The sequence below is a fragment of the Jatrophihabitans cynanchi genome (genome assembly GCF_027247405.1).
GTDB classification, from domain to species: Bacteria; Actinomycetota; Actinomycetes; order Mycobacteriales; family Jatrophihabitantaceae; genus Jatrophihabitans_B; species Jatrophihabitans_B cynanchi.
On the sequence record NZ_CP097463.1, the window covers coordinates 3,725,952 to 3,751,775 of the forward strand.

Consider the following 25,824-nt stretch of genomic DNA (forward strand, 5'->3'; position numbering starts at 1 on the left):
TCAGGGCGCTGGCCCGTCTCGGGTAGGTTCGAGGGGTGATCTGGCGCCGCCCCCGTCCTGACGTCCGGGACCTGCTCTCCTCGCGGCGCCGCGAACCGGACGGCGGCACGGCCGTACTTCCCTCGATCGCGCTCGTCGAACAGTTGCTGGACGAGTTCGGGCTCAAGCACTCCATCGACGACGACGGCGATCTCGTGGTGCGCTGGGAACGGTGCAGCGTCTACTTCTTCCTGTACGGCGAGCGGCACGAGGTGCTGCAGGCGCGGATGTACATGAACCGCCGGTTCACCGTCGAGGCGCGTGCCGGGCTGGCGCTGATCCTGGACGAGTGGAACCGCACCAAGCTGTTCCCGAAGGCCTACACGGTGCTGCCCGACGACGGCATGGTCGGCGTGTGCGCCGAGCACTGCTACGACTTCGAATCCGGTGTCACCCGCGGGCAGCTGAAGTACACCGTCGGCATGTGGATCGACACCCTGCTGCGGTTCGCCGACTGGGCCGACGAACAGACTTGAGCGGGTTCGGGTACGACGATGCGGCGCGCGAGCGGCGGGTCGCCGAACCGGCCAAACGGGCCGGCGCCGAGGTGGCCGCGGTCGGGCGGACCGAGTTCGCCCGCGACCGGGCCCGGGTGCTGCACTCCTACGCCTTCCGCCGGCTCGCCGACAAGACCCAGGTCGTCGTGCCCGGCGAGGACGACTTCCCGCGCACCCGGCTGACCCACTCGCTGGAGGTGGCGCAGATCGCACGCGAGATCGGCGCCGCGCTCGGCTGCGATCCGGACCTCGTCGACGCCGCCGGGCTCGCGCACGACATCGGCCACCCGCCGTTCGGGCACAACGGCGAGGACGCGCTGGATGCGCTCGCCGCACCGTGCGGTGGCTTCGAGGGCAACGCGCAGACGCTGCGGGTGCTGACCCGGCTCGAAGCCAAGGTGCTCGACGGTGCGGGCGAGCCGGCCGGGCTGAACCTGACCCGGGCGGCGCTGGACGCCGCGTGCAAGTACCCGTGGCCGCGCCGCGAGGGGGACCGCAAGTTCGGGGCCTATCAGGCCGACGAGGCCGCGTTCGCCTGGCTGCGCGTCGACGCGCCGGGGGAGCGGCGCTGCCTGGAGGCGCAGGTGATGGACTGGGCCGACGACGTGGCGTACTCGGTGCACGACGTCGAGGACGGCGTGCACGCCGGGCTGATCGAGCTGTCCGCGATCGACGCGGCCGCCCGCGCCGAGCTGTGCCACGTGGCCGCGCGGCACTACTCCCAGCGCCCGGCCGAGGAGCTCGCGCCCGTGCTGGACGAGCTGCTGGACCTGCCCACGCTGCGTGACCTGGCCGGCTACGACGGCTCGTACCAGGCGCAGGCCGCGGCCAAGCGGGCGACGTCCGAGCTGACCGGGCGCTTCGCCGGCGCTGCCGTGGTCGCGACCCGGGCCGCGTGCGGCGACGGGCCACTGGGCCGCTATGCGGGCAACCTGGTGGTGCCGGCGGCGGTCGCGGCCGAGTGCGCGCTGCTCAAGGCGATGGCGGCCCACTTCGTGATGAGCCGGCCGGCCGCGGTCGCCCGCCACTCGTGGCAGCGCGCGATCGTCACCGAGCTGGTCGGCGCCGTGCTCGACGGGGCGCCTGGCACGCTGGACCCCAGCCTGGTGCCGGCGTGGCGGCGCGCCCCGGACGACGCGGGGCGGCTGCGTGTCGCCGTCGACCAGGTGGCGCAGCTGACGGACACCTCCGCAGTCGCCTGGCACGCGCGCCTCGTCCGGCCGCGTTGAGCCGCGCGTCCACAGTGCGGCACGGCCCGGCAGGCGTCGTCCCCGCAGCGGCCTAGACTGCTGACGTGGCAGGGCGGATCAGGGACGAGGACATCGCCCTCGTCCGCGAAAAGACCCCCATCGAGGACGTCATCGGCGAGTACGTCCAGCTGCGCAACGCCGGCGGAGGCAACCTCAAGGGGCTGTGCCCGTTCCACGACGAGAAGTCGCCGTCGTTCAACGTCACCCCGTCGCGAGCGCTGTACCACTGCTTCGGCTGCGGCGCGGGCGGGGACGTGTTCCGGTTCGTCCAGAACGTCGAGCACCTGGACTTCACCGAGGCCGTCGAGCGGCTGGCGGCGCGCGCCCACATCCAGCTGCGCTACGCCGAGGGCAGCTCGGCCCCGAACCGGCAGCACGGCCAGCGCAGCAGGCTGATCGCGGCCAACGCGGCGGCGGCCGCGTTCTACACCGAGCAGCTGCGCACGCCGGAAGCGGTGACCGCGCGCGAGTTCCTCGCCGGGCGCGGGTTCGACGAGGCGGTGGCCGTGCGGTTCGGGTGCGGCTACGCGCCGTCCGGCTGGGACGCGCTCACCAAGCACCTGTTGGCAAAGGGGTTCACGCCGGCCGAGCTGACCACGGCCGGGCTGTCCCGCGAGTCGACCGGGCGCAGCGGCCTCATCGACCGGTTCCACCGCCGCCTGCTGTGGCCGATCCGCGATGTCGGCGGCGATGTCGTCGGCTTCGGTGCGCGGCGCCTGTTCGACGACGACAAGATCGAGGCCAAGTACCTGAACACCCCCGAGACGCCGATCTACAAGAAGAGCGAACTGCTCTACGGCGTCGAGGCGGCCAAGAAGGACATCGCCCGCCAGCACCGCGCCGTCATCGTCGAGGGCTACACCGACGTGATGGCCTGTCACCTGGCCGGTGTCACCACGGCCGTCGCGACCTGCGGCACCGCCTTCGCCGAGGAGCACGTCAAGCTCATCCGCCGGCTGCTGATGGACTCCGACGCGTTCACCGGCGAGGTGATCTTCACCTTCGACGGCGACGCGGCCGGGATGAAGGCGGCCGAGCGCGCCTTCGCCGACGACCAGAAGTTCATGTCGCAGACGTTCGTGGCGATCGAACCGAACGGGATGGACCCGTGCGACCTGCGGATGTCCTCGGGCGACACCGCGGTGCGCGACCTGGTCGCCCGGCGCATCCCGCTCGTCGAGTTCGTGCTGCGCGCGACGGTCGGCCGGCACGACCTGGAGACCGCGGAGGGCCGGGTCGCCGCGCTGGACAAGGGCATTCCGATCGTCGCGCGGATCAAGGACCGTGCCCTGCGCGACGAGTACGCGCGGCGGCTGGCCGGCCTGATCGGGCTCAGCGACCCGATGCAGGTCGTGCAGCGGGTGCGCGGCCAGGAGCGGGCCACCGAGCGGCGCGGCCAGCCTGCCCCGGCCCGTCCCCAGCAGGGCGCCGAGACCAGGCTGGACGAGTCGGTGGTACGCGTCGAGCGCGAGGTACTCAAGATCGCCCTGCAGCTACCTGCGATCGCCGGGCCACAGTTCGACGCGCTCGCCGAGGAGGCGTTCCTGCACCCGGCGCACCGCGCGCTGCGGTCCGCGATCGCGGCCGCGGGTGGAGCGTCGTCGGCGGTGTCCGGGGCCGCCTGGGCGAACCTGGTCGAGCAGCACATGACCGACGAGTCGCTGCGCCGCGGCGTGCATGCGCTCGCCGTCGAGCCGCTGCGCACCGGTGCCGACGGCCAGGACCGGTACGCCGACTCGGTGATCGCCCGGCTGTACGAGATCGTCGCGTCCCGTCAGGTCGCAGCGTTGAAGTCGCGGCTGCAGCGGCTCAACCCGCTCGAGAACGCCGAGGAGCACGCTCGCCTGTTCGGTGAACTGATCAGCCTGGAGAGCCACCGCCGGGTGCTGCGCGAGCGGGCGATCGGCGGTCAGTGACCTGATGGGACTGTTCCACCGCCGCGACGTGCCACCGGCCGAGGCTCTCGCGCTGCTTCAGGGCGACGAGCGGGTGGTGGCGTGGGCGGACACCGCGGCAGGCTCGGTGGTGCTGGCGACGCCGCGTGGGATCTGGTGGCCGGAGGAGGGATCGCTGCGGCTGATCGGCTGGCAGTACGTGTCGAAGGCGGTCTGGCGCGACGGTGTGTTGAGCGTGATCGAGGCCGACGTCCTGGACGACCTGCTGCTCGTAGACAGGGCGCCCGTGAGCGCGAAACTGCAGGTTCCGCGTGACCTGCCCCCGACCGTGCGCAAGCGGGTCGAGGGCAACGTGGTGCGCTCGGAGGTCGCGCCGGTCGTCGGTGGCGTCGCCAGATTCGTGGGCCGCCGCGTCCCAGGTGCGGACGGTCTGCGGTTCTGGGCTCGCTTGGAGGCGGGGACGCCGGACACCGCCCAGGTCCGCTCGGCCGTCGCCGCCCGGCTGGCCGGGTTGCGGGCCGAGTGGGAGCAGGAGCAGGCGGCTCAGCGCTGGTAGCCGTTGGCCCCGTTCGGGCTGCCGGTGTGCAGCACGTCGGCCATCCGCTGCTTGCCCCGCCGGGTGGCCAGGTCGACCTGCGAGCGCAGCACGCCGGCGGTCGACTGCACGGTCTGGCTTCCCGCGACGCGCCGCGCGGCGCGGATGATCGCCTCGTACCGCTCGCGGCCGGCCTTCGCCCCGAGCAGGTAACCGACCGCCATGCCGAACACCAGCTTCATCCCCGGCTCCTCACCGTCGCTTGGCCTTACCCTAACCCTGGTGCCGACCAGGGCCGGGTCTGAGATAGGCTGTCGCGGTTGTCCGGCTCCCGGTCGGGCGACGCGCGTGATCCCCCGTAGCTCAATTGGCAGAGCATTCGACTGTTAATCGAAGGGTTACTGGTTCGAGTCCAGTCGGGGGAGCCACGAAGCCCAGCAAATACGGGCCCTAAAGGCACTTGGCAAGATCATCACAGACCCAGAAATGGGTCATTTTGCAGCAGTTTTCCAGCGGCTTACGTTTCAACCCGGGCCGTAAGCGCTTACTGGCCGATGTCCTGGGCTGTATGCCGCAGACTTCGCGATCTTGGAGCACTCTCGGAACCAGTAATCGGCGGGATTACTGGTTCCGGTCCCGTGCTGAACACTCGATCTTGTCGCTGACACTTACATTCGGGCGAGGGCGTGGATGCCCCTCGCTGTCCGCGAGTACAGCGCCGAGCGGCTGCCGTGGGATCCTCACCGATCGCGGACACCTCGATCTTCGGCGTGTCCGCGAGTCGTCCGCACTTAGCGGCAGCAGAATGCTCGACGCTGCCGAACCCCAGCAGGCCGTCAACTCCATCAGCACGGGATACCGAAGGCACGCGGAGCTGGATCCGGAGGAGATCGCAGTACTGCCGGATCTGATCATGACCAGACTCGCCATGAGCGTGTGCATTTCGGCCCATCAGCGCACGCTTCGCCCAGCTGACGCCTACCTGCGCGTCAGCGAGGCCCCCGCGTGGCGTCTGCTCACCCGACTAGCGAAGGACACCCGATGAGTGGCAACACTGTCCAAGACCTGCTCAGGCGACGGGCGAGCCACCTCTCGCGCAGCCTGTCGGTTCTCTATGACGACGACCCGATCCACGTCGTACGAGCCAGTGGGCAGTACCTGTTCGGCGCTGACGGGCGCCAGTACCTCGACTGTATGAACAACGTGCCGCACGTCGGGCACAGCCATCCACGAGTGACCGAGGCCGTGTGCCGGCAGATGAAGTTGGTCAACACGAACACCCGATTCCTTTACGAGCCACTCGTGGAGTACGCCGAACGGTTGACCGCCCTCCTGCCGGATCCGCTCAGCGTCTGCTTCTTCGTGAACTCAGGCAGTGAGGCGAACGAACTGGCGCTGCGCATGGTCCGCACACACACACGGCGAAGGGGCATCGTCGTGCAGGATGGTGCCTATCACGGCAACACGTCGGGTTTGATCGACATCAGCCCGTACAAGTTCAACGGCCGCGGCGGCGCCGGCAAGCCTGATTTCGTCGAGGTGGCTGCCACGCCCGATCCCTTCCGTGGGATACATCGCGGGGCGGATGCTGGTGCGCGATACGCCGCCGACGCGGTCGCCGCAATCGACCGGGCCGGCGTCTCAGAGTTCGGTGCCGCTGCGTTCATCGCCGAACCGCTGATGGGCACGGCCGGCCAGATCATTCCACCGGATGGCTACCTCGCCGCGGTCTACCGCGGCGCGCGTGCGGTTGGCGCGCTCACCGTTGCAGACGAGGTCCAGATCGGGTTCGGGCGCGTGGGCACCCACATGTGGGCCTTCCAAACGCAGCAGGTGATCCCCGACATCGTCACCCTCGGCAAACCTATCGGCAACAGTTACCCGCTCGGCGCGGTCGTCACGACGCCAGAGATCGCTGACTCCTTCGCGAACGGGATGGAGTACTTCAACACGTTCGGCGGGAGCCCGGTCGCGTGTGCCGCCGGCCTCGCGGTATTGGACGTCATCGAAGATGAGCAGCTGCAGGCGCACGCCCTTCGCGTCGGTGCGCATCTCAAGGCGTCACTCGCAGAGCTCATGGCGCGCCACCCATCGATCGGAGACGTGCGCGGACTTGGGCTGTTCATCGGGGTCGAGCTGGTCGACGACCCGGAGCGCCGCTCACCGGAAACCGACCTGGCCGAGCGGATGGTGCTCGCGCTCAGGCGAGAGGGAATCCTGATCTCCTCGGACGGGCCCGACCACAACGTCATCAAGATCAAGCCCCCCTTGCCGTTCTCGATCGCGGACGCTGATCGGCTCGCTGTGGCCGTTGACCGGTTCCTTCGCGAGGCAGCCTCATGACCCGGGGAACGTGGCGGACTCGGGCGACCGGCGATGCAGCATGCGATCGGTCTCGGTGTGCAGCGCCGTGGCGAGAGCGCGAAGCGGCGGCGACGGCACCTGTTGCGCGGCTGCTTCGGCCTGTTCGAGATGTCGTTGGGTGTAGCGAACGATCCGACGCCCGGCGGAGGTAAGTGCGACGTGTACCCGGCGCCGGTCGCGCGTGTGCGGGCGACGCTGTACGTGGCCGGCATGGGCCAGGCGGTCGATGATCGCGGTGAGGGTGCCGGAGCCGACGAGCATGCGCTCGGTCAGCTCGCTCGGCATCAGCTGGCCGCCGGCGTCGGCGAGGTGCCCCAGCACGACGGTCTCGCTGAGACTGAGCCCGAAATGATCTGCTACGGCCTGACGGAATCGTTGTCCGGCCAGCAGAAGGGCGCGCAACTCGCCGACGGCGCGTTCGGGATCGGATGTCGGTTCGGCTGCAGTGGTCATGGCGAGACGACTCTATCGAACGATCTCTACGATCAGTCGAATCTCGACTCTCTTGTTTTTCGAGAGGTATCTCGCTAGCCTGACCGCGCGGGAAGGGCACTGCTGGGTAGCGTGCGCGGCATCGGATCGGCGCTCGGGGGAGCCGCTCGACAGGTGGGGTTCGTGGGCCACCGTCGGCGGCAAGCGCGACTGGGCTGTGCCTGCTGGCCGGCGGTGCCCGGACCGACGCCAGGCTCAGAGGGGAGCAGTCATGCGTTGCATGCTCAAGCTGGAACTCGACACCGAAGCCGGCAACAAGGCCATCGAAACCGGCATGCTGCCCAAGATCATGCAGCAGGTTCTGGACAAGACCAAGGCCGAGGCGGCCTACTTCAGCACCGAGTCCGGTCGCCGCACCGCGTTCATCTTCTTCGATCTGGTCGACGCGTCCGACATCCCGGTGATCGCAGAGCCGGCGTTCGCGAACCTCGGCGCGCGGGTCACGTTCACGCCGGTCATGAACTCGGACGACCTGCGCAAGGGTCTCGCGCAGCTCGGTTGACCGTGCGCACCCTGCCGGTGGCCGTCCGCCGCAGGGCAGGTCGCGTACGAGGAGCGCGTCGCCGTGTCCCCGTCGCCGCGGTCCTGGTCGCTGCGGTCCTGGTCGCTGCGGTCCTGGTCGCCGAGGCGGCCTCGGCGCGGGTTGTTGCAGTCAAGCTAATCGGGCTCTGCAGGCACAAATGCATGCAGAACCCGATCAGCCGGGCAACATCTGTCCGTCGCGGCCGATCTCGGGCCCTTGACTTCCTAATGCCATTAGGTAATCCTCCTCCTCGGAGGTTGGGATGGCGGCAGGGGACGACGCGGCGGCGACGGATCGAAGGGGGCGGCGCCGGCTCGAGACCGTCGAGGAGATCCTCGACGCAGCGGCCGGGATCATGGCCGAGCAAGGCGCAGGCGGTCTGACGCTGGGCGAGCTGGCGCGGCGGATCGGTGTCCGGCCTCCGTCGCTGTACGGCTACTTCGATTCGAAGAACGCGCTGTACGACGCGCTGTTCGAGCGAGGGTGGACGAGGCTCAACCAGACGATGGCGACGCAGCTGCCCGGCGTGCGCGAGGCGCCCGAGCCGAGGGCCCAAGCACTGAGTGTGGCCGAGACGTTCGTGCGCTGGTCGGTCGAGAACGCCGCGTACGCGCAGCTGATGTTCTGGCGACCGGTGCCCGGGTTCGAACCGTCGGCGCAGGCCTATGCCCCCGCGGTCGAGGCGATGCGTCGGGCGCGCCAGGTGCTCACGGTGCTGCAGGACCGCGGTGTGCTCGATCGGGCTAGCGACCTCGACGAAGCACTCGGCGCCTGGGTGGTGATCGTCTCCGGCGTCGTCAGCCAGCAACTGTCGAACGCGCCGCACGAAGCCTTCGAGGACGGCACCTTCACCAGGCTGCTTCCGCAGCTGACCTCGATGTTCTTGACGCACTACGGCTCCGGAGGAGGAACCGATGACCGTACGAGCAGCAATCCCGCGTGCGGCCGAACTGCCGCAGACCAGCCGGGGCGAAGCACCCGCGGTGGCCGGTCCCCAGCACGCCGCGATCCTGGCGCAGCTGCGCGAACTCGACGCGGCTGACTGGACGCGCCCCACCGACTGCGTGAGCTGGACGGTCCACGACATCGCGGCTCACGTCACCGGCGCGATGGACTCCGGCGCGCATCTTCGGGTCCTGCTGCGGCATGTGCGCGCGGCCAAGCGGGCCGGTCTCGCGGGCACGGTCGACGGGCTCAACGCCGCGCAGATCGCGGATCGGCGCGACTACCCGCCGGCCCGCATTCTCGCCGACCTGGAGCGACTCGCACCCAAGGCGGTTCGTGCCCGGCGTCGCGCCCCGTCGGTCCTGCGCCGCCGCGCTGTCCCGGGCGACGACCTGCCGGCCGGCTCCACATTCGGCTACCTGTTCGACGTGATCTACAGCCGGGACGTCTGGATGCACCGCATCGACATCGCCCGGGCGACCGATCGACAGGTCGCAGCCTGCACCAGCGACGGCGCGGTGGTCGAGCAGGTGGTGCGCGATCTCGGCCGGTTCTGGGACGGCCCGCCGGTACTGCTCGACCTCACCGGGCCGGCAGGCGGCAGTTGGCTGCTGGGCGCCGGGGAACCGTGCGCCGAGGTGCGCACGGATGCGGTGGAGTACCTGCGCCTGCTGTCCGGTCGCGCCGCGGCACCGCAACTGCACCTGAGTGGTCAGCAGGCAGCCCGCGCGGCGCTGCTGGCTGCGCGCGTGGCGTTCTGACACAACCGGGTCGGCACGATCGAGTCGACCGCCGACGAAGGGAATGACACCAGATGGACAGCACGGTCACCGAGATCGCCGACGGCGTCTACCGCATCTCGACGTTCGTCGCGCAGGTCGGTCCGGACGGGATGAGCTTCAACCAGTTCCTGCTGGCCGACGACGATCCGCTGCTGTTCCACACCGGGCACCGTTCGATGTTTCCGTCGGTACGCGAGGCCATCGAGACCGTGTTACCGGTGGACCGGTTGCGTTGGATCACCTTCGGGCACGTCGAGTCCGACGAGTGCGGCGCGATGAACGAGTTTCTCGCCGTGGCCCCGCAGGCACGGGTAGCGCACGGCGCGGCCGGCTGCCAGATCTCGCTCAACGAGATGTGCGACCGGCCACCGCAGCCACTCGCGGACGGCGAGATGATCACGCTCGGCCGGCTGCGAGTGCGGCACCTGGACACGCCGCACGTCCCGCACGGCTGGGACGCGAGGGTTCTGTACGAGGAGACGACGGGCACGTTGCTGTGTGGTGACCTGTTCACCCACCTAGGCAACGGGCCGGCGCTGACCGAGCACGACATCGTCGGCCCGGCGGAGCAGACTGAGGACATGTTCGGCTACTCCTGCTTGGCACCCGGCACGCCGGCGGCGGTGGAGCGCTTGGCTGCGTTGGCGCCCCGCACCCTCGCCTTGATGCACGGCTCCTCGTTCGGCGGGGACTGCGGCGGCGTACTGCATGCGCTTGCCGATTCGTACCGTCGGCGCATCGCGGCGGCGGCATGACCGACCCGAAGGCCACGCTGCAGCGCTACCTGCGGACTGCGCGCGAGGCGGTGCTGTGGAAGCTCGACGGGTTGGGCGAGTACGACATCCGGCGCCCGATGACCCCGACCGGCACCAATCTGCTCGGTCTGGTCAAGCACCTCGCCAGCGTGGAGTTCGGCTACTTCGGCGAGACGTTCGGCCGACCGTCCGGTGAGGAGCTGCCCTGGGTCGAGGACGGCGCCGAACCCAACGCCGACATGTGGGCCACTGCGGGGGAGTCGCGCGAGCAGATCGTCGAGCTCTACCACCGTGCCTGGGCGCACGCCGACGCGACGATCGACGCGCTCGACCTGGACGCCGTGGGACACGTGTCCTGGTGGCCGCCCGAGCGCGCCGAGACGACGCTGCACCACATCCTGGTGCACATGATCGCCGAGACGAACCGGCACGCCGGCCACGCCGACATCGTCCGCGAGCTCATCGACGGTACGGCCGGCCTGCGTGCCGGCAACGACAATCTCGCTTCCGGCGACGCGGACTGGTGGGTCAGCTACCGCGAACTGCTGGAGCGCACCGCCCGCGAATCGGGTGCGCCGACGTAGCGATCCTGCCAGCGGACACGGGGCGCAACCGCGCCGCACTCGACACGGTATGCCCGGTTTGCTTGAGTGGACGGATGAGCGATGACAGCGGGCGGTTCGGCGACAGCGGGTACGAGTCCGGGGACCCCGACGAGCAGGCCGACGTGGTCGACCCGATCGACGGGCTGCTCGGCGGCGATCCGGACGAGCCGATGCAGACCGGCTACAGCTCGCCGGACCGGGAACCGCACAACCTGCGCGACGGCCTGACCGCGGCCGAGGAGCGCGAGGGCCCGTCGCTGGACGAGCAGCTTGCCGCGGAAGAGCCGGAGGTGACCGGCGTCGATGACGAGCCCGACCCGCGGGCAGGCCGGCTGGTCGCGCCGGACGAGGGCAGCGGCATCGACGAGGAGGCCGAGGAGGTCGCCGAGGACGTCGGCCCGGCCGGCTACGCGTCCAGCGCCGAGGAGGCGGCCATGCACATCCGCGAGGACCCGGACGGGCGATGAACGACGGCGGGCTCCGCGGCGCGCTCGGCTGAACGGCCGTCTCGTGTGATCGCACGAGAGCCGACCCATCCGGCTTGTCGGCGGCGACGAACACCGCGCCCCCGGGAGCGGGCAGCCTCGTGCTGGTCGGCGGGTGACGAGGCGGAGGACAGCATGAAGTTGATCGCGGTTATCGCGGGAGTGTGCGCGGGCGCGACCGTGCTCGCCGGCTGCGGTGGAAGCAGCGGCGCCGGCAAGGGTGACAACGGTGCGGGCGGCAAGGTCGTGTCCGGAGGCACGTTCACCTTCGCGATGAACTCCGACCCGGGCAACCTGGACCCGCAGGCCTCGGCGGCCAGCAACCTGTTCCAGATCACCAAGTTCGCCTACGACAGCCTGGTGAACGTCGCGGACGGAGGCAAGATCGTCTCCGGGCTGGCGAAGTCGTGGCAGGTCGACGGCACCAAGCTGGTGCTGACCCTGCACCCGGGCATCACCTGCTCCGACGGCTCGCAGTTCACTGCAACGGACGCCGCTGCGAACCTCAACTACATCGCCGACGCCAAGAACAAGAGCCCGTTCCTCGGCGTATTCGTGCCGGCGGGCGCGAAGGCCACTGCCGACGACACGGCCGGCACCGTCACGTTGACGACCCCGAAGCTCGCCCCGTTCCTGCTGGACGGGCTCGGCAACACGCCGATGGTCTGCGCGAAGGGCATGCAGGACCGCAAGTCCCTCGCCCGGCAGACCGACGGCACCGGACCGTTCCAGCTCAGCGAGGCGGTCTCCGGCGACCACTACACCTACACGAAGCGGGCCGGTTACTCCTGGGGACCGGACGGCGCCGGCACGGCGACCAAGGGCGTTCCGGACAAGGTGATCGTGAAGATCGTCCCGAACGCCACCACCGCAGCCAACCTGCTGCTGACCGGTGCGATCAACGCGGCCACCATCGTCGGATCCGACCAGAGCCGGATGGAGCAGGCGAAGCTGTTCGCGACCGACTCAGCAGCCCCGTACGGCGAGATGTGGTTCAACGAGGCCGCAGGAAGGCCGGGCGCGGACCACGCCGTACGTGAGGCGATGGTGCGGGCGCTCGACCTCGGTGAACTGGCCAAGGTGCTCACCGCGGGCACCGGCACGCCCGGTACCACCTTCGCGGCCAGCGCGCCGGTCGGCTGCCCGGGCAACTCGGTGGCCGACGCCCTGCCCCAGCACGACATGGACAAGGCCAAGCAACTGCTGGACGGCGCGGGGTGGAAGGCGGGATCGGACGGCACTCGCAGCAAGGACGGCAAGCCGCTGGCGCTGACCTTCATGTACAACACCGAGTTGGGCGAGGGCGGCTCGGCCGCCGCCGAGCTCGCGGTCAAGCAGTGGCAGCAGCTGGGCATCAAGATCACGACGAAACCGAGGAACGAGACTGCGGCCGTCGACGCCATGTTCAGCACCGGCGACTGGGACGTGGCCTGGGAGTCGCTGGCCGTGAGCACGCCCGATCAGATCGTCCCGTTCATGTCCGGACCGGCGGCCCCGAACGGCACCAACATCGGGCACATCTCCAACGCGGCGTACGAAGCGGGTGTTGCCAAGGCCTCAGCGATTCCCGGGACTGAGGGCTGCCCCGAGTGGCTCAAGGCCGAGGCCAACCTGGTGAGCAACTCCGACGTGATCCCGTTCGCCAACCAGGTGATCAAGACCTACGGCAAGGGTGCGCGGTTCGACTTCATCGGTGACCTGGTCCCGACCAGCATCCGGATGCTGGCCGGCTGATCCGGACTCACTGGTCGCCGGCCCCGCGCGCGAGGCCGGCGACCAGTGAGTCGCACCGGGCGGCGCTGTCCTTCTCGGCCAGCCGCTCGCGCTGCGGCACGACGGTGTACTTCGGGTCCTTCGTCGACGCGCGGCCGGCCTCGAAGATGCCGAACCGGGTCAGCGCGGAACCGGCGAGCAGGGCCAGCCCGGACACGGCGGCGGCGAGCCGGCTGCGTCCGCCGAGGACGGCGGCACCGACCGCACCGGCAGCCGTGCACGCCTTGGCCGCCCGCAACAGCCGCCCGGCCGTACCGTCGTGGAACGTCTCGCCGGCCAACCCGGTGCCGTGCTCCATCGCGTTGCTTGCGGCCAGCTCGACGGCCGCGCCCGCCACGGCGGCGCGCCGCACCGGCCCGGTCTCACCGGTCGGCGCGGTGAGCAGACCGAGGCCTGCCGCGGCTGTGGCGGCCGAGCCGACGAAGACGAACGGCAGGTGGTGGCGCGCCGCGTGCCAGGCCGGGACGGCGGTGTCGGCGATCAGCACGGACGTGTAGGACGCCACGCCGGCACCGAGCACGCCGGCGCCGACGCTCGCCGTGCGCCCGGCCGCCGGCAGCACGCCGGTCAGGTCGGACAGCGCACTCGCGCCGGCCAGCGGGCCGTAGCCGGCGAGCAACCACGAGCCCATGCTCATCGGCGAGGACGGCTTCGCCACGCGCAGCATGTTGTAGAAGCGCGACGGCTTGCCGAGGTCGTGGATCAGCGCCGCCGCGGACGCGGTGATCGCCCCCAGCGCACCCAGCTTGAGTGAGCGGGCGAGAGCAGGCCGGCCGGTGAACTGCGCGCCCGCGGCGAGGATCGACGAGGCACCGGCCAGGCCGCCGGTGAACAGGTAGCCGGCGATGTCGGCCGGCTCCCAAGTCGGTTCCTTCAACACCGGGCGTCCGTAGTAGGACGTGAACTCCGGCTCGTGACGATGCTTACTCACCGCGTTGCCCCCTCCGGCCGAGGAAGGTCGCCGCCAGCCCGGCCAGCAGGGTGCCCGCGGCGATCGCGGCCTGCCGCCACATCTGCGGCAGGTCGCGGCTGCACACCACCGGGTCCGGCGGCAGCCCGTAGGTCTCCGGCTCGTCCATCAGCAGGAAGAACGCGCCGGTGCCGCCGACCCCGTCGTCCGGGGAATCGCCGTACAGCCGCGCGTCGGCCAGCCCCTGCTCGTGCAGCGCGTCCACGCGTTCCTGTGCCCGCGCGCGCAGGTCGTCGAGCTCGCCGAACTGGATCGACTTCGTCGGGCACGCCTTCGCGCAGGCCGGCTCCTGGCCGACGCCGATGCGGTCGTAACACATCGTGCACTTGAAGACGCGGCCGTCGTCCTTGCGCTGGTCGATCACGCCGTACGGGCAGGCCGATACGCAGTAGCCGCAGCCGTTGCACACATCCTGCTGCACGACCACGGTGTCGAACTCGGTGCGGAACAGCGCGCCGGTGGGGCACACGTCCAGGCACGCCGCGTGCGTGCAGTGCTTGCACACGTCCGAGGCCATCAGCCAGCGCACCCCGTCCGGTGCTGACGCGTCCTGGCTGGGCACCGACTTCTCGATGAAGGCGACGTGCCGCCACGAGTTCGCGCCAAGTTCGGAGGTGTTGTCGAACGACTCGCCGGTCAGGTCCAGTGCGCCGTCGGAGGGAATCGCGTTCCACTCCTTGCACGCGACCTCGCAGGCCTTGCAGCCGATGCACACGCTGGTGTCGGTGAAGAAACCCATCCGTGGCATGCCGATGTTCACTGCGGTCACGGTGTCACCCCCTCCATGCCGGTGTGTTCGGTGATGCCGGCGCGCTCGCGATAGCCCTGCAGGAACGGCGGCAGGTCAGCACCGCGCGGCCGGCGGCCGGGACGGATGTCGACGGTGAGCGCCTTCACCTCTTGGATGTGCACGTTGGGATCGAGCGCGATCGAGGACAGCTCGTTCATCGCGTCGCCCGTGGTCAGGCCGTTCGGCCCCCAGTGGTACGGCATCCCGATCTGGTGCACGGTGCGACCCGCGACCTGCAGCGGCTGCATCCTGGAGGTCACCATCACCCGCGCCTCGATCGCCCCGCGTGCGGTCACGATGGTCGCCCACCCGTTGTGCTCCAGGCTGCGCTCGGCGGCGAGCGCGGGGGAGACCTCGCAGAAGAACGCCGGTTGCAGCTCGGCGAGGTAGGGCTGCCAGCGGCTCATCGCCCCTGCGGTGAAGTGCTCGGTGAGCCGGTAGGTCGTCACCACGTACGGGAAGACGTCTGCGCCCGGGTCGGTACCGCTTGGGTGGTAGCGGTTGTGCTTGCGGGCGAACACCTGCCGCACCGGGTTGCGTTGCTGGTGGTACAGCGCGTTCTGGAACGGCGAGTCCTGCGGCTCGTAGTGGGTGGGCAGCGGGCCGTCGATCAGCCCGGCCGGCACGTACAGCCAGCCCTTTCCGTCGGCCTGCATGATGAACGGGTCGATGCCCGACAGCGCGTCGACCCCGGTGGCGTCCTCGTCCGGCCGGTAGTCGGGGCGCTTGGTCGGCTCGAAGTCCGGGACGTCGTCGCCGGCCCACTTGCCGGCGTCCTCGTCCCACCAGATCAGCTTCTTGCGCTCGCTCCACGGCTTGCCGTCCGGGTCGGCCGACGCCCGGTTGTACAGCTCGCGACGGTTCGCCGGCCACGCCCAACCCCACTCCAGCGAGGAGGTGCCCTGCAGCACGTGCGACTTGCGCCGCGCGGGCTGGTTGACGCCCTCGGCGTAGCAGCCGGCGTAGATCCAGCAGCCGCACACGGTCGAGCCGTCGTTCTTGAGCTCGGTGTATGCCGGCAGCGGCTTGCCGTCGGCGTCCCAACCGTTGATCTCGGCGAGGATCGCCTCGGCCACCGGCTCGTCCTGCTCGCCCTCGGTCGGGTAGTCCCAGGTCAGGTCGAGGACCGGCCGGTCGGCCTCGTCGGTGGAGCCGGCCAGCTTCTCCCGGATGATCCGGCCGAGGTGCAGCATGAACCACATGTCGCTGCGGCAGTCGTTCGCCGGCTCGACCGCGGCGTGGTGCCACTGCAGCAGCCGGTTGGTGTTCGTGAAGCTGCCGCTCTTCTCGGTGTGCGCCGCGGCCGGGAAGAAGAAGACCTCGGTGCCGATGTCGGCCGTGCGCAGCTCTCCGGTCTCGATCTCCGGGCCGTCCTGCCACCACGTCGCGCTCTCGATGAGCGAGAAGTCCCGCACCACCAGCCAGTCCAGGCAGGCCATGCCGAGCCGCTGCATCTTGGTGTTGGCCGAGCCGACCGCGGGGTTCTCGCCCAGCAGGATGTAGCCCTTGCAGTCGCCGTCGAGCTGCGCCTGCACCGTCTCGTAGGTGCTGTGGCTGCCCGTGATCCGCGGCAGGTAGTCGAAGCAGAAGTCGTTGTCCGGGGTGGCCGCCGGGCCCCACCACGCCTTCAGCAGGCTGATCAGGTACGCGTCCATGTTCGCCCAGAACCCGCGATCTGCGGAGTCGGCCTTGATGAACGCGTCGAGGTCCTCGTGCCGGTGCGCGTGCGGCATCGGGATGTAGCCGGGAAGCAGGTCGAACAGGGTCGGGATGTCGCTGGAGCCCTGGATGCTGGCGTGCCCGCGCAGCGCCATGATGCCGCCGCCCGGGCGGCCGATGTTGCCGAGCAGCAGTTGCAGCACCGACGCCGCGCGGATGTACTGCACACCGACGGTGTGCTGCGTCCACCCGACCGCGTAGGCGAAGGCCGTGGTGCGCTCGCGCCCGGAGTTCTCGCTGATCGCCTCGGCGACCCGGTGGAACAGCTCCGGCGGGACGCCGCAGATCTGCTGCACCACCTCCGGCGTGTACCGCGCGTAGTGCCGCTTGAGGATCTGGAACACGCAGCGCGGATCCTCGAGCGTCTCGTCGCGCCGCCAGGTGCCGCGCAGGGCGGGCCCGCCGGAGCCGTGCGAGTGCGAGTGGCCGGACGAGGCGACGCTCTCGCCGCCGCCGCTGATGTCCTCGAACTGCTCGTCTCGTTCGCCGGACGCGGCCGCGACCTCGCCGCCCTCGTACTGCCAGCTGTCCGAGTCGTAGACGCGGGACTCGGGATCCAGGCCCGAGAACAGCCCGTCCAGATCCTCGGTGTCGCGGAAGTCCTCGCTCACGATCGTCGCCGCGTTCGTGTAGTTGACGACGTACTCCCGGAAGAACTTGTCGTTGCTCAGTACGTAGTTGATCAGGCCGCCCAGCCAGGCGATGTCGGTGCCGGCGCGGATCGGCACGAAGACGTCGGCCAGGGCGCTGGTGCGCGAGAAGCGCGGGTCGATGTGGATGATCGTGGCGCCGCGGGCCTTGGCCTCCATCACCCACTGGAAGCCCACCGGGTGGGCCTCGGCGAAGTTGGAGCCCTCGATCACGATGCAGTCGGCGTGTTGCAGGTCCTGCAGGTAGGTGGTCGATCCGCCGCGTCCGAACGAGGTGCCCAGCGCGGCGACGGTGGAGCTGTGGCAGACCCGGGCCTGGTTCTCGACCTGGACGACGCCGAGTGCGGTCAGCAGCTTCTTGATCAGGTAGTTCTCCTCGTTGTCCAGCGTCGCGCCGCCCAGGCTGGCGATCCCGAGGGTGCGCCGGGTGCGCTTGCCGTCGGCCTCCCACTCCCACGTCTCGCGCCTGGTGCGCAGGATCCGGTCGGCGACCATGTCCATCGCGGTATCGAGGTCCAACCGCTCCCAGTCGGTGCCGTGCGGGCGGCGGTAGAGAACGTGCTGCTCGCGGGCGTCTCCCGTGGTGAGCTGCAGGCTGGCCGAACCCTTCGGACACAGCCGGCCGCGGCTGATCGGCGAATCCGGGTCGCCCTCGATCTGGATCACCTTCTGGTCCTTGACGTACACGTTCTGCGCACACCCGACGGCGCAGTACGGGCACACCGACTTGACCACCTTGTCGGCGGTGCTGGTGCGCGGGGCGAGGTTGTCGGTGACCTCGGACTTCGCGGCGGTGCGCAGGCCGAGGTGGTCCGGGCCGGTCAGTTGCCGCAGCACCGGCCAGCGCGGCGTCACTGGTCCTTCTCCTTCGCCCGGCGCAGCTGCGCATCGGCCCGGACGCGCGCCTTGATCCAGCTCTCGACCGCAGGGTGCGTGGTGGGGTTCTCGGCGCGCGGGTTCACCAGGTGTTGCGTCGGCTCGGTGTTGTCGCCGTGGCTGCCGTCCGCCGCATGGTGATGGTCCAGGAGATAGCGCAGGCCGGGTGGCAGCGCGCGGTTGGTCACGGCGTTCCTCCTTCAGCGGGTGTGCTCAGGACGACTTCGTCGAGCCGGACATCGCGTGCGACTCGGCGTCGAGCATCGGTTGCAGGTGCGGGTAGTGGTACTCGAACGCCGGGCGCTCGGAGTGGATGCGCGGAATCGAGGTGAAGTTGTGCCGTGGCGGTGGCGAGGTCGTCGCCCACTCCAGCGAGTTTCCGTACCCCCATGGGTCGTCCGCACGGGTCACCTCGCCGTAGCGGTAGGAGTGGTACACGTTCCACAGGAACGGCAGCATCGACGCTCCCAGCACGAACGCGCCGATGGTCGAGACGGTGTTCAGGGTGGTGAAGCCGTCCGTCGGCAGGTAGTCGGCGTAGCGCCGCGGCATGCCCTCGGCGCCCAACCAGTGCTGCACGAGGAACGTCAGGTGAAAGCCCAGGAACGTCAGCCAGAAGTGCACTTTGCCCAGCTTCTCGTCCAGGAACCTGCCGGTGAACTTCGGAAACCAGAAGTACACGCCGGAGAAGACCGCGAACACGATCGTGCCGAACAGCACGTAGTGGAAGTGCGCGACCACGAAGTAGGTGTCCGAGACGTGGAAGTCCAACGGCGGCGACGCCAGGATGACGCCGGACAGGCCGCCGAACAGGAAGGTGACCATGAAGCCGAGCGAGAAGAGCATCGGCGTCTCGAAGGTGACGGCACCGCGCCACATCGAGCCGATCCAGTTGAAGAACTTGATGCCGGTCGGGACCGCGATCAGGTACGACATGACGCTGAAGAAGGGCAGCAGCACCGCGCCGGTGGTGAACATGTGGTGCGCCCACACCGTCATGGAGAGCCCACCGATGCTGAACGTGGCCAGGATCATGCCCTTGTAGCCGAACAGGGGCTTGCGGCTGAACACCGGGATGACCTCGGTGACGATGCCGAAGAACGGCAGCGCGACGATGTAGACCTCGGGGTGGCCGAAGAACCAGAACAGGTGCTGCCACAGCAGCGCGCCGCCGTTGTTCGCCGTGAAGACCTGCGCGTTCAGATGCCGGTCCACCCACAGCACGGCCAGCGCGGCGGTCAGGATCGGGAACGCCAGCAGCACCAGGATGCTGGTCACCAGCATGTTCCAGGTGAAGATCGGCATGCGGAACATGGTCATGCCCGGCGCCCGCAGGCACACGATGGTGGTGATCATGTTGACGGCGGCCAGGATGGTCCCGAGACCGGACAGGATGAGCCCGATGATCCACAGGTCGCCGCCGACGCCCGGTGAGTTCCGCCAGTCGGTGAGCGGCGAGTAGGCGAACCACCCGAACGAGGCCGCGCCGCCGGGCGTGATGAAGCCGGAGATGACGGTCAGGCCGCCGAAGAGGAACAGCCAGTACGAGAAGGCGTTCAGGCGCGGGAACGCGACGTCGGGGGAGCCGATCTGCAGCGGCAGCAGGAAGTTCGCGAACGCGAACGCGATCGGGGTCGCGAACAGCAGCAGCATCACGGTGCCGTGGATCGTGAACAGTTGGTTGTACTGCTCGAGCGACAGGAACTGCATCCCCGGACGGGCCAACTCCGCCCGCATCAACATCGCCATGATCCCGGCCGCCAGGAAGAAGCCGAACGCCGTGACCAGGTACATCCGGGCGATGATCTTGTGGTCGGTGGTCCGCATGATGCTCAGGAACCACTCGGCCTTGCTGCTGCGCTGCACCGCCGGCCGCACGAAGGTCGGCGCGGGCGGTTCGGTGATCTCCGGACGGCGCAGATCGGTCATGGCGTGCGCACTGGCATCGAGGACGGCTCCCTGACGTTCATCGGACCGGTCATGTGGCGTGTACCCGGTTCTCGCGGATCCCAACGCACCCGGCGGTTGCGGCGACCAACGCCGCCGCGGGCAGCGTCAGCCCCCAGGCCTGCCAGTGATGGAACAGGTACGCGGCCAGGCAGGCGGTGCCGAAGTAGCTGACGACGACCGCGGCCTGCAGCCGATGCCGTTGCTCGGCTTCCGGATCGATCTCGGGATCGTTGTCGCTGCGCCGGCGGAGCCGCGCTGAACCTCGTCTACCCACTTCGCGTAATCCCTATCGTGACGCGATATGAGCCAGGAGCCGGCTGAGAATCCTGTCGAGGCGTTTGCCACGGCCGACCAGGGGGAACGAAGCCCAACGAGGCCGACACGAAAGAACCGCCATGACGATGTCCAAGGACGAGCGCAGAGTGCTCGCAGAGTTCGAGGCAGAGTTGAGCACGCCCGAGGGTCGTTGGGCGTCGGGCCGGGCAGCGGCACGGCGAATGGGCCGCGGGACGGCACGGGTGCGCGGGGTGCTGCGGGGCAAGGTCGCTGCGCTTGCCGTCATCGTCGTCGCCGCGGCGGCCTGTGCTCCCACCATCGTGTACGCGCCGGGCCCGGCCGCCTCGAGCATCACCGCCGCTCTCGGGGCGATCGCCGGGTGCCTGGCCACCGTGCTGTGGTGTTCCAGGCGGCGGCCCGCTCGCCCGCCCCGGTGATGCGGGCGGGGAGTTAGCGCAGGACGTTCACCTCGGCGACGAGGGGGCGATGGTCGGACAACGGGAGTTCCGGTGCCTGTGCCGCGATGACGTCGCCCAGCGGGCCACGCAGCAGGATGTGGTCGAGCTGACGGGTCGGCGCGTGACTGGGAAACGTGGGGAACCGCGCGAGCGGACGGTAGCCGGTGAGTCGCCGCGGCACATCTGAGCGTCCGCACGGCGCCGACGAAGCGATCCAGGTCGACCAGGCCGTCGACCGGTGATCGACCGTGCAGGATGTTGAAGTTGGCCAGGCGCACGTCGCTAGCTCCTTCCCACGTACGGTCGGCTGTACTCCCAGGACCTGTGAGGTGACCGTGACCGTTTCCGAGCCGGGGCGGGCTGGGTGTTCCGAGCACCAATGCGGCTTACTGTTCCGTGCCGAGCGGCACGGGGTAGCCGGCGAGCTGGGCTGATCCGACGGGAAGGCTGTCATCGTGGATGCACTGGGCGAGTACCGCCGCAAGCGGGATCCCAAGTCGACCGACGAGCCGATGCCGCGCACGAAGGGCAAGCAGGGCGGCAACAGCTTCGTCGTCCAGGAGCATCACGCCAGCTCGCTGCACTGGGACTTCCGGCTCGAGCGCGACGGCGTGCTGGTGTCCTGGGCCGTGCCGAAGGGGTTGCCGCCTGACCCGAAGGTGAACCACCTCGCGGTGCACGTGGAGGACCATCCGCTGGAGTACGCGACGTTCGAGGGCACGATCGGCGCGGGCCAGTACGGTGCCGGCGCCGTGAGCATCTGGGACCGCGGCAGCTACGACACCGAGAAGTGGACCGACCGCGAGGTCAAGGTCGTGCTGCACGGCGAGCGGGTGCAGGGCCGGTTCGTGCTGTTTCGGACTCGCGGCAAGAATTGGATGATGCACCGGATGGACGCGCCCGCGACGCCTGACTGGCAGGCGCTGCCGACGCAGCTGACGCCGATGCTGGCCACGCCCGGATCGTTGCCGCCCAGCAGCACGGGCTGGGCGTTCGAGATGAAGTGGGACGGGGTGCGCGCCCTGGCCCGTGTGGACGGCGGCCGGATCGCGCTGATCTCCCGCAACGACAAGGACATGACGGTCAGCTACCCGGAGCTGCGCGCGCTCGGCGAGCAGCTGGGCAGCACCCAGGTGCTGCTCGACGGCGAGATCGTCAGCTTCGACGCCGCCGGCCGGCCCAGCTTCGCCCAGCTGCAACGGCGCATGCACGTGGCGTCGGCGTCGGCCGCCGCGCGGCTAGCGCGCACCGATCCGGTCGTGCTGCTGATCTTCGACCTGCTGCACCTGGACGGGCGTTCGCTGCTGGACGTCCCGTACCGCGAGCGGCGCGAGTTGCTGGCTGGCCTGGACCTCAGCGGCGATTCCTGGCAGACGCCGCCGGCCTTCGACGGATCGGGGTCCGCGGCGATGCAGGCGAGCAAGGCCAACGGGCTCGAGGGCGTGGTCGCCAAGCGGCTCGAATCGCGGTACACGCCGGGCAAGCGTTCGCGCGACTGGGTGAAGGTGAAGAACTTCCGCACTCAGGAGGTCGTGATCGGCGGCTGGACGCAGGGCAAGGGCCGCCGCGCGGGCAGCATCGGCGCACTGCTGCTCGGACTGCCGGATCACGGCGGGCTGCGCTACATCGGACAGGTCGGCACCGGGTTCACCGAGCAGATGCTCGACGACCTCGCCGGGCGGTTGCGCCGCATCGAACGCAAGACGTCGCCGTTCGCCCCGGACGTCCCGCGTGCCGATGCCAAGGACGCGACCTGGGTCAGCCCGAAGCTGGTCGGCGAGGTCGCGTACGCCGAGTGGACGGGCACCGAGCGGTTGCGGCACCCGTCCTGGCGCGGCCTGCGCCCGGACAAGGCGCCGGGCGACGTGGTGCGCGAGGACTGACCCGTCACGGGTGCATGACGACCTTGACCATGCCGTCCTGCTTCTGGAACTCCTCGTACGTCCCTGGCGCGGCCCGCGGCGAACCGGTCACGTGCTCCTCGGGATTCGGGCTCCGGCGAAGGCCGCGATCGCGGCCCGGTTGAAGGCCTCGAGGTCGTCCGGCTTGCGACTGGTGACCAGGGTGTAGCCGCCGGCCGGACAGGTGAACGACTCCTCGTCGCGCCATTCACCGCCGGCGTTACGGATGTCGGTCTGCAGGCTGGGCCAGCTGGTGAGCGTCTTGCCCTTGACGACGTCGGCCTCGACGAGCGTCCACGGGCCGTGGCAGATCGCGGCGATCGGCTTGCCCGCCTCGGCGAACGCCTTCACGAACGCGACCGCGTCCTGGTCCATCCGCAGCTTGTCGGGGTTGGCGACGCCGCCGGGGAGCAGCAGCGCGTCGAAGTCCTCGGCCGACGCCTCGCCCACACGCAGATCCGGATCGAAGGTGCCGCCCTTGTCGATGTCGCCGTTGACGGCCCGCACCTCCTCGCTCGCGGGCGCGACCAGGATCGGTTTGGCACCCGCGTCCTCGATCGCCTGCCACGGGCTGGTCAGCTCGACCTCTTCCACGCCGGCGTTGGCGACCAGGAAGGCGATCTGCTTTCCGCTCAGTTCGTTGGCCATCGCGTGTCTCCTCGTTGTGTGCGGCTCAGCTGCCGACCGGGTTGTTGCGCAATGCCCGCGGTTCGTGCGGCCGGCGCACCTGGATGCGTCCGCCGGTGACCCTGACCTGCAGCGTGGGTTGTGGCCGGGTAGCCGGCCCGCGCTGCACCGACCCGTCCGACGCGAACCGGCTGCCGTGCAACGGGCAGGTGATGCAGCCGTCGCGTACCTCGCCCTCGTGCAGCGCGCCGCCGCGGTGCGTGCACCGGTCGGCCATCGCGATGATGCCGCCGGTGCTCACGCCGTTGGTGGTGTCGGTGCTGGCGCCGTTCGTGGTGCGCAGCAGCAGCACCGGGACGCCGCCGACCTCGGCGCAGATCGGCGCGCCCTCGGTGAGGTCGGACTCGTCGGCAGCGTCCGTCCATTCCGAGGGCAGCTGCTGGAACGCGGTGGTGTCGACGCCGACACCGAGCGCGAACGCCAGGTGCCCGCCGAGCCAGCCCGCACCGCTGGTCAACACCAGCCCGGCGAGGGAGAGCAGGACGCCCTTCGCGTGCCGCCCGTGTCGACGCGCAATCCAGCTGGCGCCGTACGCGATCAGCGCGGCATGGTTCAGCGCCGCGTGGACCAGCCCGACGCGGCGCTCGGCGTCGGCGGTGCTCAGCCAGTCGTTCACCCCGGTGACGGCGGCGGGCACTGCCGTGGCGATGCCGAGCGCAACGAGCCGGCGCGCGGCCGTGCGGTCACCACCGGTGAGATCCAGGTACGAGGCAGCGGTCCAGGAGCCGATCGGCAGGGCCACCAGAACCGGGTGCAGCGGGTGACCGAGCGGCACGCCGGAGGCGATGTCCCGTGTCGCGCCGCCGGGTAGCACCCTGTCGGCCAGCTGCCTGATCCGGGCCGCGGGGCCGTCCAGGGCGGCGGCGTTCTCGATCAGGCCGGCGACCTCGTCGGCCAGGCGGGCAGCCCTGGCGGCCGCCGTGCTGTGGACCATGCACGGTGGCTACCCGCTTCGGCTACGGGATAACACGGCACGCATCGGGTAGGCGAGCAGTCGAGAACGTGCCGTCGAGCGAAGTGAGGAGCACATGGCGAGCAGCGGACCGATCGGCTGGGCACGGCAGCAAGCGGACGCCTATCGCGCCGGCGCTGACCGGCCGCTCGGCGGCTACCTGGCGCTGCTCGGCGGCTACGCGAGCGGGCTGGGCGCCACGACGCTCGCCGGCCGGTTGTCCGGGCGCCGGTTGCCCGATCGGGTCGGGCTGCTGGACCTCGGACTGCTCGGCGTGGCGACGCACCGGCTCAGCCGGACGATCGCCAAGGACCCGATCACCAGCCCGGTGCGCGCACCGTTCACCAAGTACGACGGCACGAGTGCCGCGGGCGAGTTGGCCGAACAGGTCCGAGGTCAGGGCCTGCAGCACTCGATCGGTGAGCTGATCGCCTGCCCGATGTGCCTGGCGCAGTGGGTGGCCACCGCGCTGAGCGCGGGTCTGGTGTTCGCGCCGCGGCAGACCCGGCTGGCGATGGCCCGCTCAGCGCCGTCGCGTCGGCGGACTTCCTGCAGTACGTGTACGCCCTGCTGCAGCAGAAGGTCGAGGGTTAGCAGACCATCCGGCGGGGGAAGGCACCCGCCAGGACGATACGAGGGGACGGACGTGACGCACGTGTCGCAGAAGTACGAGCGGCTGCCCGCGCCGGGGCAGCCGGCGGACACCCGCGCCGGCGGCCCCGACGGTGGCGTCGGCCCCGACGCCTCGGTGGGGCAACTGACCGCCCAACTCGGCAGCCAACTCTCGCGATTGGTCCGCGACGAATTGGCCCTTGCCCAGCTGGAGGCGAAGCAGCGCGGCAAGAAGCTCGGGGTGGGCGCCGGGCTGCTGGCGGGCGCCGGGGTGCTCGGCTTCTTCGGTGCGTGCGCCGGCGTCACGGCGGCGATCGTCGCGCTGGCGATGGAACTCCGTCCGTGGGCGGCAGCGATAGCCGTCATGATCGCGCTGTTCCTGCTTGCCGGGCTGCTCGCGTTACCGGCACTGCTGCTGGTCAAGTCCCGCAAGCCGGCTGTGCCCGCCGATACGCTCGAGAGTGTCAAGGACGACGTCTCGGCGATCAGGGCGGCGATACGCAGATGAGCGATGCCGACGCCATCAAGGCGGACATCGAACTGACCCGCGCCGAGCTGGCGCGCACGGTCGACGCGCTGCACACAAAGCTGGACGTGAAGGCGCAGGCCAAGACCCAGCTCGACGCCGCCGTTGCGAAGGCGCACGTGTGGGTCGAGGAGAACCGCACCGCGCTGATTGCCGCCGGCGGTGTGCTGCTGGTCCTGCTCGTCTTCAGGCGGGGTCGCCACTCAGGCCATCAGGCGGCATAAGGGCCGCAGTCGGCTGGCGGAGAGCGCTACGTCCTTGAATCGCTACGTCCTGGAATACCGAGGGAAGCGCGGTCGAAGTCAGGGTCGCAGACCGATGTGCGTTCCGAACGACAACGTCGCGAACTCCGCCTCGCGCCGGCTCCCGGTGTGCCCGAGCGGCTCCTCGAACAGGCCCTGCAGTTGCTCCTGATCCGAGTTGAGGTCCGAGGTGCGTCCTGGGTGGACATGATCTTGCGGCATACCTTGTGGCTACCCGGTGCGCAGTGCGGGGAACCGCTGCGTGTTAGGCGGCC

Annotated in this window: 29 protein-coding genes, 1 tRNA gene and 1 pseudogene; 19 read left to right on the plus strand and 12 right to left on the minus strand. The window is 70.0% G+C overall.

The features are described from left to right. The first annotated feature begins 35 nt into the window (after positions 1–35). From M6B22_RS18105 to M6B22_RS18120, 4 genes are all read left to right on the plus strand, one after another. The gene (locus M6B22_RS18105) at positions 36–515 is read left to right on the plus strand and encodes a YbjN domain-containing protein (RefSeq protein ID WP_269442975.1); all 480 of its coding nucleotides are present in this window, start codon (positions 36–38) and stop codon (positions 513–515) included. Beyond that, a complete protein-coding gene (locus M6B22_RS18110; RefSeq protein WP_269442976.1) occupies positions 512–1,765 on the plus strand; it encodes a deoxyguanosinetriphosphate triphosphohydrolase in 1,254 nt (417 codons plus the stop codon). The genes M6B22_RS18105 and M6B22_RS18110 overlap by 4 nt, the downstream gene beginning before the upstream one ends. Before the next feature lie 65 nt (positions 1,766–1,830). Further along, positions 1,831–3,702, plus strand: a complete 1,872-nt coding sequence (gene dnaG, locus M6B22_RS18115; protein ID WP_269442977.1) for a DNA primase — start codon at positions 1,831–1,833, stop codon at positions 3,700–3,702. 4 nt (positions 3,703–3,706) lie between these two features. Further along, the gene (locus tag M6B22_RS18120) at positions 3,707–4,237 is read left to right on the plus strand and encodes a hypothetical protein (protein ID WP_269442978.1); all 531 of its coding nucleotides are present in this window, start codon (positions 3,707–3,709) and stop codon (positions 4,235–4,237) included. Here the strand turns inward: M6B22_RS18120 and M6B22_RS18125 are convergent. Continuing rightward, positions 4,225–4,458, minus strand: a complete 234-nt coding sequence (locus M6B22_RS18125; protein WP_269442979.1) for a hypothetical protein — start codon at positions 4,456–4,458, stop codon at positions 4,225–4,227. The two genes, M6B22_RS18120 and M6B22_RS18125, sit on opposite strands and share 13 nt — an antisense overlap. A gap of 110 nt (positions 4,459–4,568) precedes the next feature. Between M6B22_RS18125 and M6B22_RS18130 the strand changes: the two genes are divergently transcribed. The 3 genes from M6B22_RS18130 (at position 4,569) to M6B22_RS18140 (ending at position 6,559) form a co-directional block, all read left to right on the plus strand. Beyond that, a tRNA-Asn gene (locus M6B22_RS18130) sits at positions 4,569–4,644 on the plus strand. 377 nt (positions 4,645–5,021) lie between these two features. Then, positions 5,022–5,261: a hypothetical protein gene (locus tag M6B22_RS18135; RefSeq protein WP_269442980.1), complete on the plus strand. Its 240-nt coding sequence runs from the start codon at positions 5,022–5,024 to the stop codon at positions 5,259–5,261. After that, a complete protein-coding gene (locus M6B22_RS18140) occupies positions 5,258–6,559 on the plus strand; it encodes an aminotransferase class III-fold pyridoxal phosphate-dependent enzyme (RefSeq protein ID WP_269442981.1) in 1,302 nt (433 codons plus the stop codon). The genes M6B22_RS18135 and M6B22_RS18140 overlap by 4 nt, the downstream gene beginning before the upstream one ends. On the opposite strand, the gene M6B22_RS22270 is transcribed toward M6B22_RS18140, so the two are convergent. Continuing rightward, positions 6,554–7,033, minus strand: coding sequence for a MarR family winged helix-turn-helix transcriptional regulator (locus tag M6B22_RS22270; protein WP_407935544.1), 480 nt, complete (start codon positions 7,031–7,033; stop codon positions 6,554–6,556). The genes M6B22_RS18140 and M6B22_RS22270 overlap by 6 nt on opposite strands. Positions 7,034–7,283: 250 nt before the next feature. Here M6B22_RS22270 and M6B22_RS18150 point away from each other — a divergent pair, with 250 nt between their 5' ends. The 7 genes from M6B22_RS18150 to M6B22_RS18180 all read left to right on the plus strand — a co-directional run bounded on the left by M6B22_RS18150 (position 7,284) and on the right by M6B22_RS18180 (position 12,901). Then, on the plus strand, positions 7,284–7,574 hold the full coding sequence (locus tag M6B22_RS18150; RefSeq protein WP_269442983.1) for a hypothetical protein: 291 nt from the start codon (positions 7,284–7,286) through the stop codon (positions 7,572–7,574). A 283-nt stretch (positions 7,575–7,857) separates the two neighbouring features. Then, a complete protein-coding gene (locus M6B22_RS18155) occupies positions 7,858–8,637 on the plus strand; it encodes a TetR/AcrR family transcriptional regulator (protein ID WP_269442984.1) in 780 nt (259 codons plus the stop codon). Next, positions 8,579–9,301, plus strand: a complete 723-nt coding sequence (locus M6B22_RS18160; RefSeq protein ID WP_269445840.1) for a maleylpyruvate isomerase family mycothiol-dependent enzyme — start codon at positions 8,579–8,581, stop codon at positions 9,299–9,301. Before M6B22_RS18155 ends, M6B22_RS18160 begins: the two co-directional genes overlap by 59 nt. A gap of 53 nt (positions 9,302–9,354) precedes the next feature. Continuing rightward, positions 9,355–10,077 carry an oxygen-binding di-iron domain-containing protein gene (locus M6B22_RS18165; protein ID WP_269442985.1) on the plus strand — a complete coding sequence of 241 codons (723 nt, stop codon included), beginning with the start codon at positions 9,355–9,357 and terminating at the stop codon, positions 10,075–10,077. Next, positions 10,074–10,661: a DinB family protein gene (locus tag M6B22_RS18170; RefSeq protein WP_269442986.1), complete on the plus strand. Its 588-nt coding sequence runs from the start codon at positions 10,074–10,076 to the stop codon at positions 10,659–10,661. Before M6B22_RS18165 ends, M6B22_RS18170 begins: the two co-directional genes overlap by 4 nt. Positions 10,662–10,735: 74 nt before the next feature. Continuing rightward, entirely contained in the window at positions 10,736–11,149 is a 414-nt protein-coding gene (locus M6B22_RS18175; protein WP_269442987.1) for a DUF5709 domain-containing protein, read from the plus strand. A gap of 153 nt (positions 11,150–11,302) precedes the next feature. Continuing rightward, the gene (locus M6B22_RS18180; protein WP_269442988.1) at positions 11,303–12,901 is read left to right on the plus strand and encodes an ABC transporter substrate-binding protein; all 1,599 of its coding nucleotides are present in this window, start codon (positions 11,303–11,305) and stop codon (positions 12,899–12,901) included. A 7-nt stretch (positions 12,902–12,908) separates the two neighbouring features. On the opposite strand, the gene nrfD is transcribed toward M6B22_RS18180, so the two are convergent. From nrfD to M6B22_RS18210, 6 genes are read right to left on the minus strand one after another with little or no spacing between them, the layout of a single operon-like run. Next, the gene (nrfD, locus tag M6B22_RS18185) at positions 12,909–13,871 is read right to left on the minus strand and encodes an NrfD/PsrC family molybdoenzyme membrane anchor subunit (RefSeq protein WP_269442989.1); all 963 of its coding nucleotides are present in this window, start codon (positions 13,869–13,871) and stop codon (positions 12,909–12,911) included. Beyond that, a complete protein-coding gene (locus M6B22_RS18190) occupies positions 13,864–14,658 on the minus strand; it encodes a 4Fe-4S dicluster domain-containing protein (protein ID WP_407935737.1) in 795 nt (264 codons plus the stop codon). Before M6B22_RS18190 ends, nrfD begins: the two co-directional genes overlap by 8 nt. Before the next feature lie 17 nt (positions 14,659–14,675). Further along, positions 14,676–17,924: a formate dehydrogenase gene (gene fdh, locus M6B22_RS18195; protein ID WP_407935545.1), complete on the minus strand. Its 3,249-nt coding sequence runs from the start codon at positions 17,922–17,924 to the stop codon at positions 14,676–14,678. Then, the gene (locus M6B22_RS18200; RefSeq protein ID WP_269442991.1) at positions 17,921–18,133 is read right to left on the minus strand and encodes a hypothetical protein; all 213 of its coding nucleotides are present in this window, start codon (positions 18,131–18,133) and stop codon (positions 17,921–17,923) included. Before M6B22_RS18200 ends, fdh begins: the two co-directional genes overlap by 4 nt. Positions 18,134–18,158: 25 nt before the next feature. Then, entirely contained in the window at positions 18,159–19,874 is a 1,716-nt protein-coding gene (gene ctaD, locus M6B22_RS18205) for an aa3-type cytochrome oxidase subunit I (protein ID WP_269442992.1), read from the minus strand. A 49-nt stretch (positions 19,875–19,923) separates the two neighbouring features. After that, the gene (locus tag M6B22_RS18210; RefSeq protein WP_269442993.1) at positions 19,924–20,169 is read right to left on the minus strand and encodes a hypothetical protein; all 246 of its coding nucleotides are present in this window, start codon (positions 20,167–20,169) and stop codon (positions 19,924–19,926) included. Positions 20,170–20,290: 121 nt separating this feature from the next. Between M6B22_RS18210 and M6B22_RS18215 the strand changes: the two genes are divergently transcribed. Further along, a complete protein-coding gene (locus M6B22_RS18215; protein WP_269442994.1) occupies positions 20,291–20,608 on the plus strand; it encodes a DUF3040 domain-containing protein in 318 nt (105 codons plus the stop codon). 13 nt (positions 20,609–20,621) lie between these two features. On the opposite strand, the gene M6B22_RS18220 is transcribed toward M6B22_RS18215, so the two are convergent. Continuing rightward, on the minus strand, positions 20,622–20,810 hold the full coding sequence (locus M6B22_RS18220; RefSeq protein ID WP_269442995.1) for a hypothetical protein: 189 nt from the start codon (positions 20,808–20,810) through the stop codon (positions 20,622–20,624). A 274-nt stretch (positions 20,811–21,084) separates the two neighbouring features. Between M6B22_RS18220 and ligD the strand changes: the two genes are divergently transcribed. Beyond that, the gene (ligD, locus tag M6B22_RS18225) at positions 21,085–22,512 is read left to right on the plus strand and encodes a non-homologous end-joining DNA ligase (RefSeq protein ID WP_269442996.1); all 1,428 of its coding nucleotides are present in this window, start codon (positions 21,085–21,087) and stop codon (positions 22,510–22,512) included. Positions 22,513–22,599: 87 nt separating this feature from the next. On the opposite strand, the gene M6B22_RS18230 is transcribed toward ligD, so the two are convergent. Then, a complete protein-coding gene (locus tag M6B22_RS18230; protein ID WP_269442997.1) occupies positions 22,600–23,178 on the minus strand; it encodes a type 1 glutamine amidotransferase domain-containing protein in 579 nt (192 codons plus the stop codon). Positions 23,179–23,203: 25 nt separating this feature from the next. Continuing rightward, positions 23,204–24,151 carry a Rieske 2Fe-2S domain-containing protein gene (locus M6B22_RS18235; RefSeq protein WP_269442998.1) on the minus strand — a complete coding sequence of 316 codons (948 nt, stop codon included), beginning with the start codon at positions 24,149–24,151 and terminating at the stop codon, positions 23,204–23,206. 94 nt (positions 24,152–24,245) lie between these two features. On the opposite strand from M6B22_RS18235, the pseudogene M6B22_RS22275 reads away from it, so the two are divergent. The 3 genes and pseudogenes from M6B22_RS22275 (at position 24,246) to M6B22_RS18245 (ending at position 25,531) form a co-directional block, all read left to right on the plus strand. Then, positions 24,246–24,763: pseudogene (locus tag M6B22_RS22275) on the plus strand (DUF1360 domain-containing protein). Continuing rightward, positions 24,684–25,289 (plus strand): phage holin family protein, encoded by a 606-nt coding sequence (locus tag M6B22_RS22280; protein ID WP_407935546.1) that lies wholly within the window; start codon positions 24,684–24,686, stop codon positions 25,287–25,289. Before M6B22_RS22275 ends, M6B22_RS22280 begins: the two are co-directional and overlap by 80 nt. Next, positions 25,286–25,531 carry a DUF3618 domain-containing protein gene (locus tag M6B22_RS18245; protein WP_269443000.1) on the plus strand — a complete coding sequence of 82 codons (246 nt, stop codon included), beginning with the start codon at positions 25,286–25,288 and terminating at the stop codon, positions 25,529–25,531. The genes M6B22_RS22280 and M6B22_RS18245 overlap by 4 nt, the downstream gene beginning before the upstream one ends. Before the next feature lie 78 nt (positions 25,532–25,609). On the opposite strand, the gene M6B22_RS18250 is transcribed toward M6B22_RS18245, so the two are convergent. Continuing rightward, positions 25,610–25,771, minus strand: a complete 162-nt coding sequence (locus M6B22_RS18250) for a hypothetical protein (RefSeq protein WP_269443001.1) — start codon at positions 25,769–25,771, stop codon at positions 25,610–25,612. Positions 25,772–25,824 lie beyond the last annotated feature (53 nt).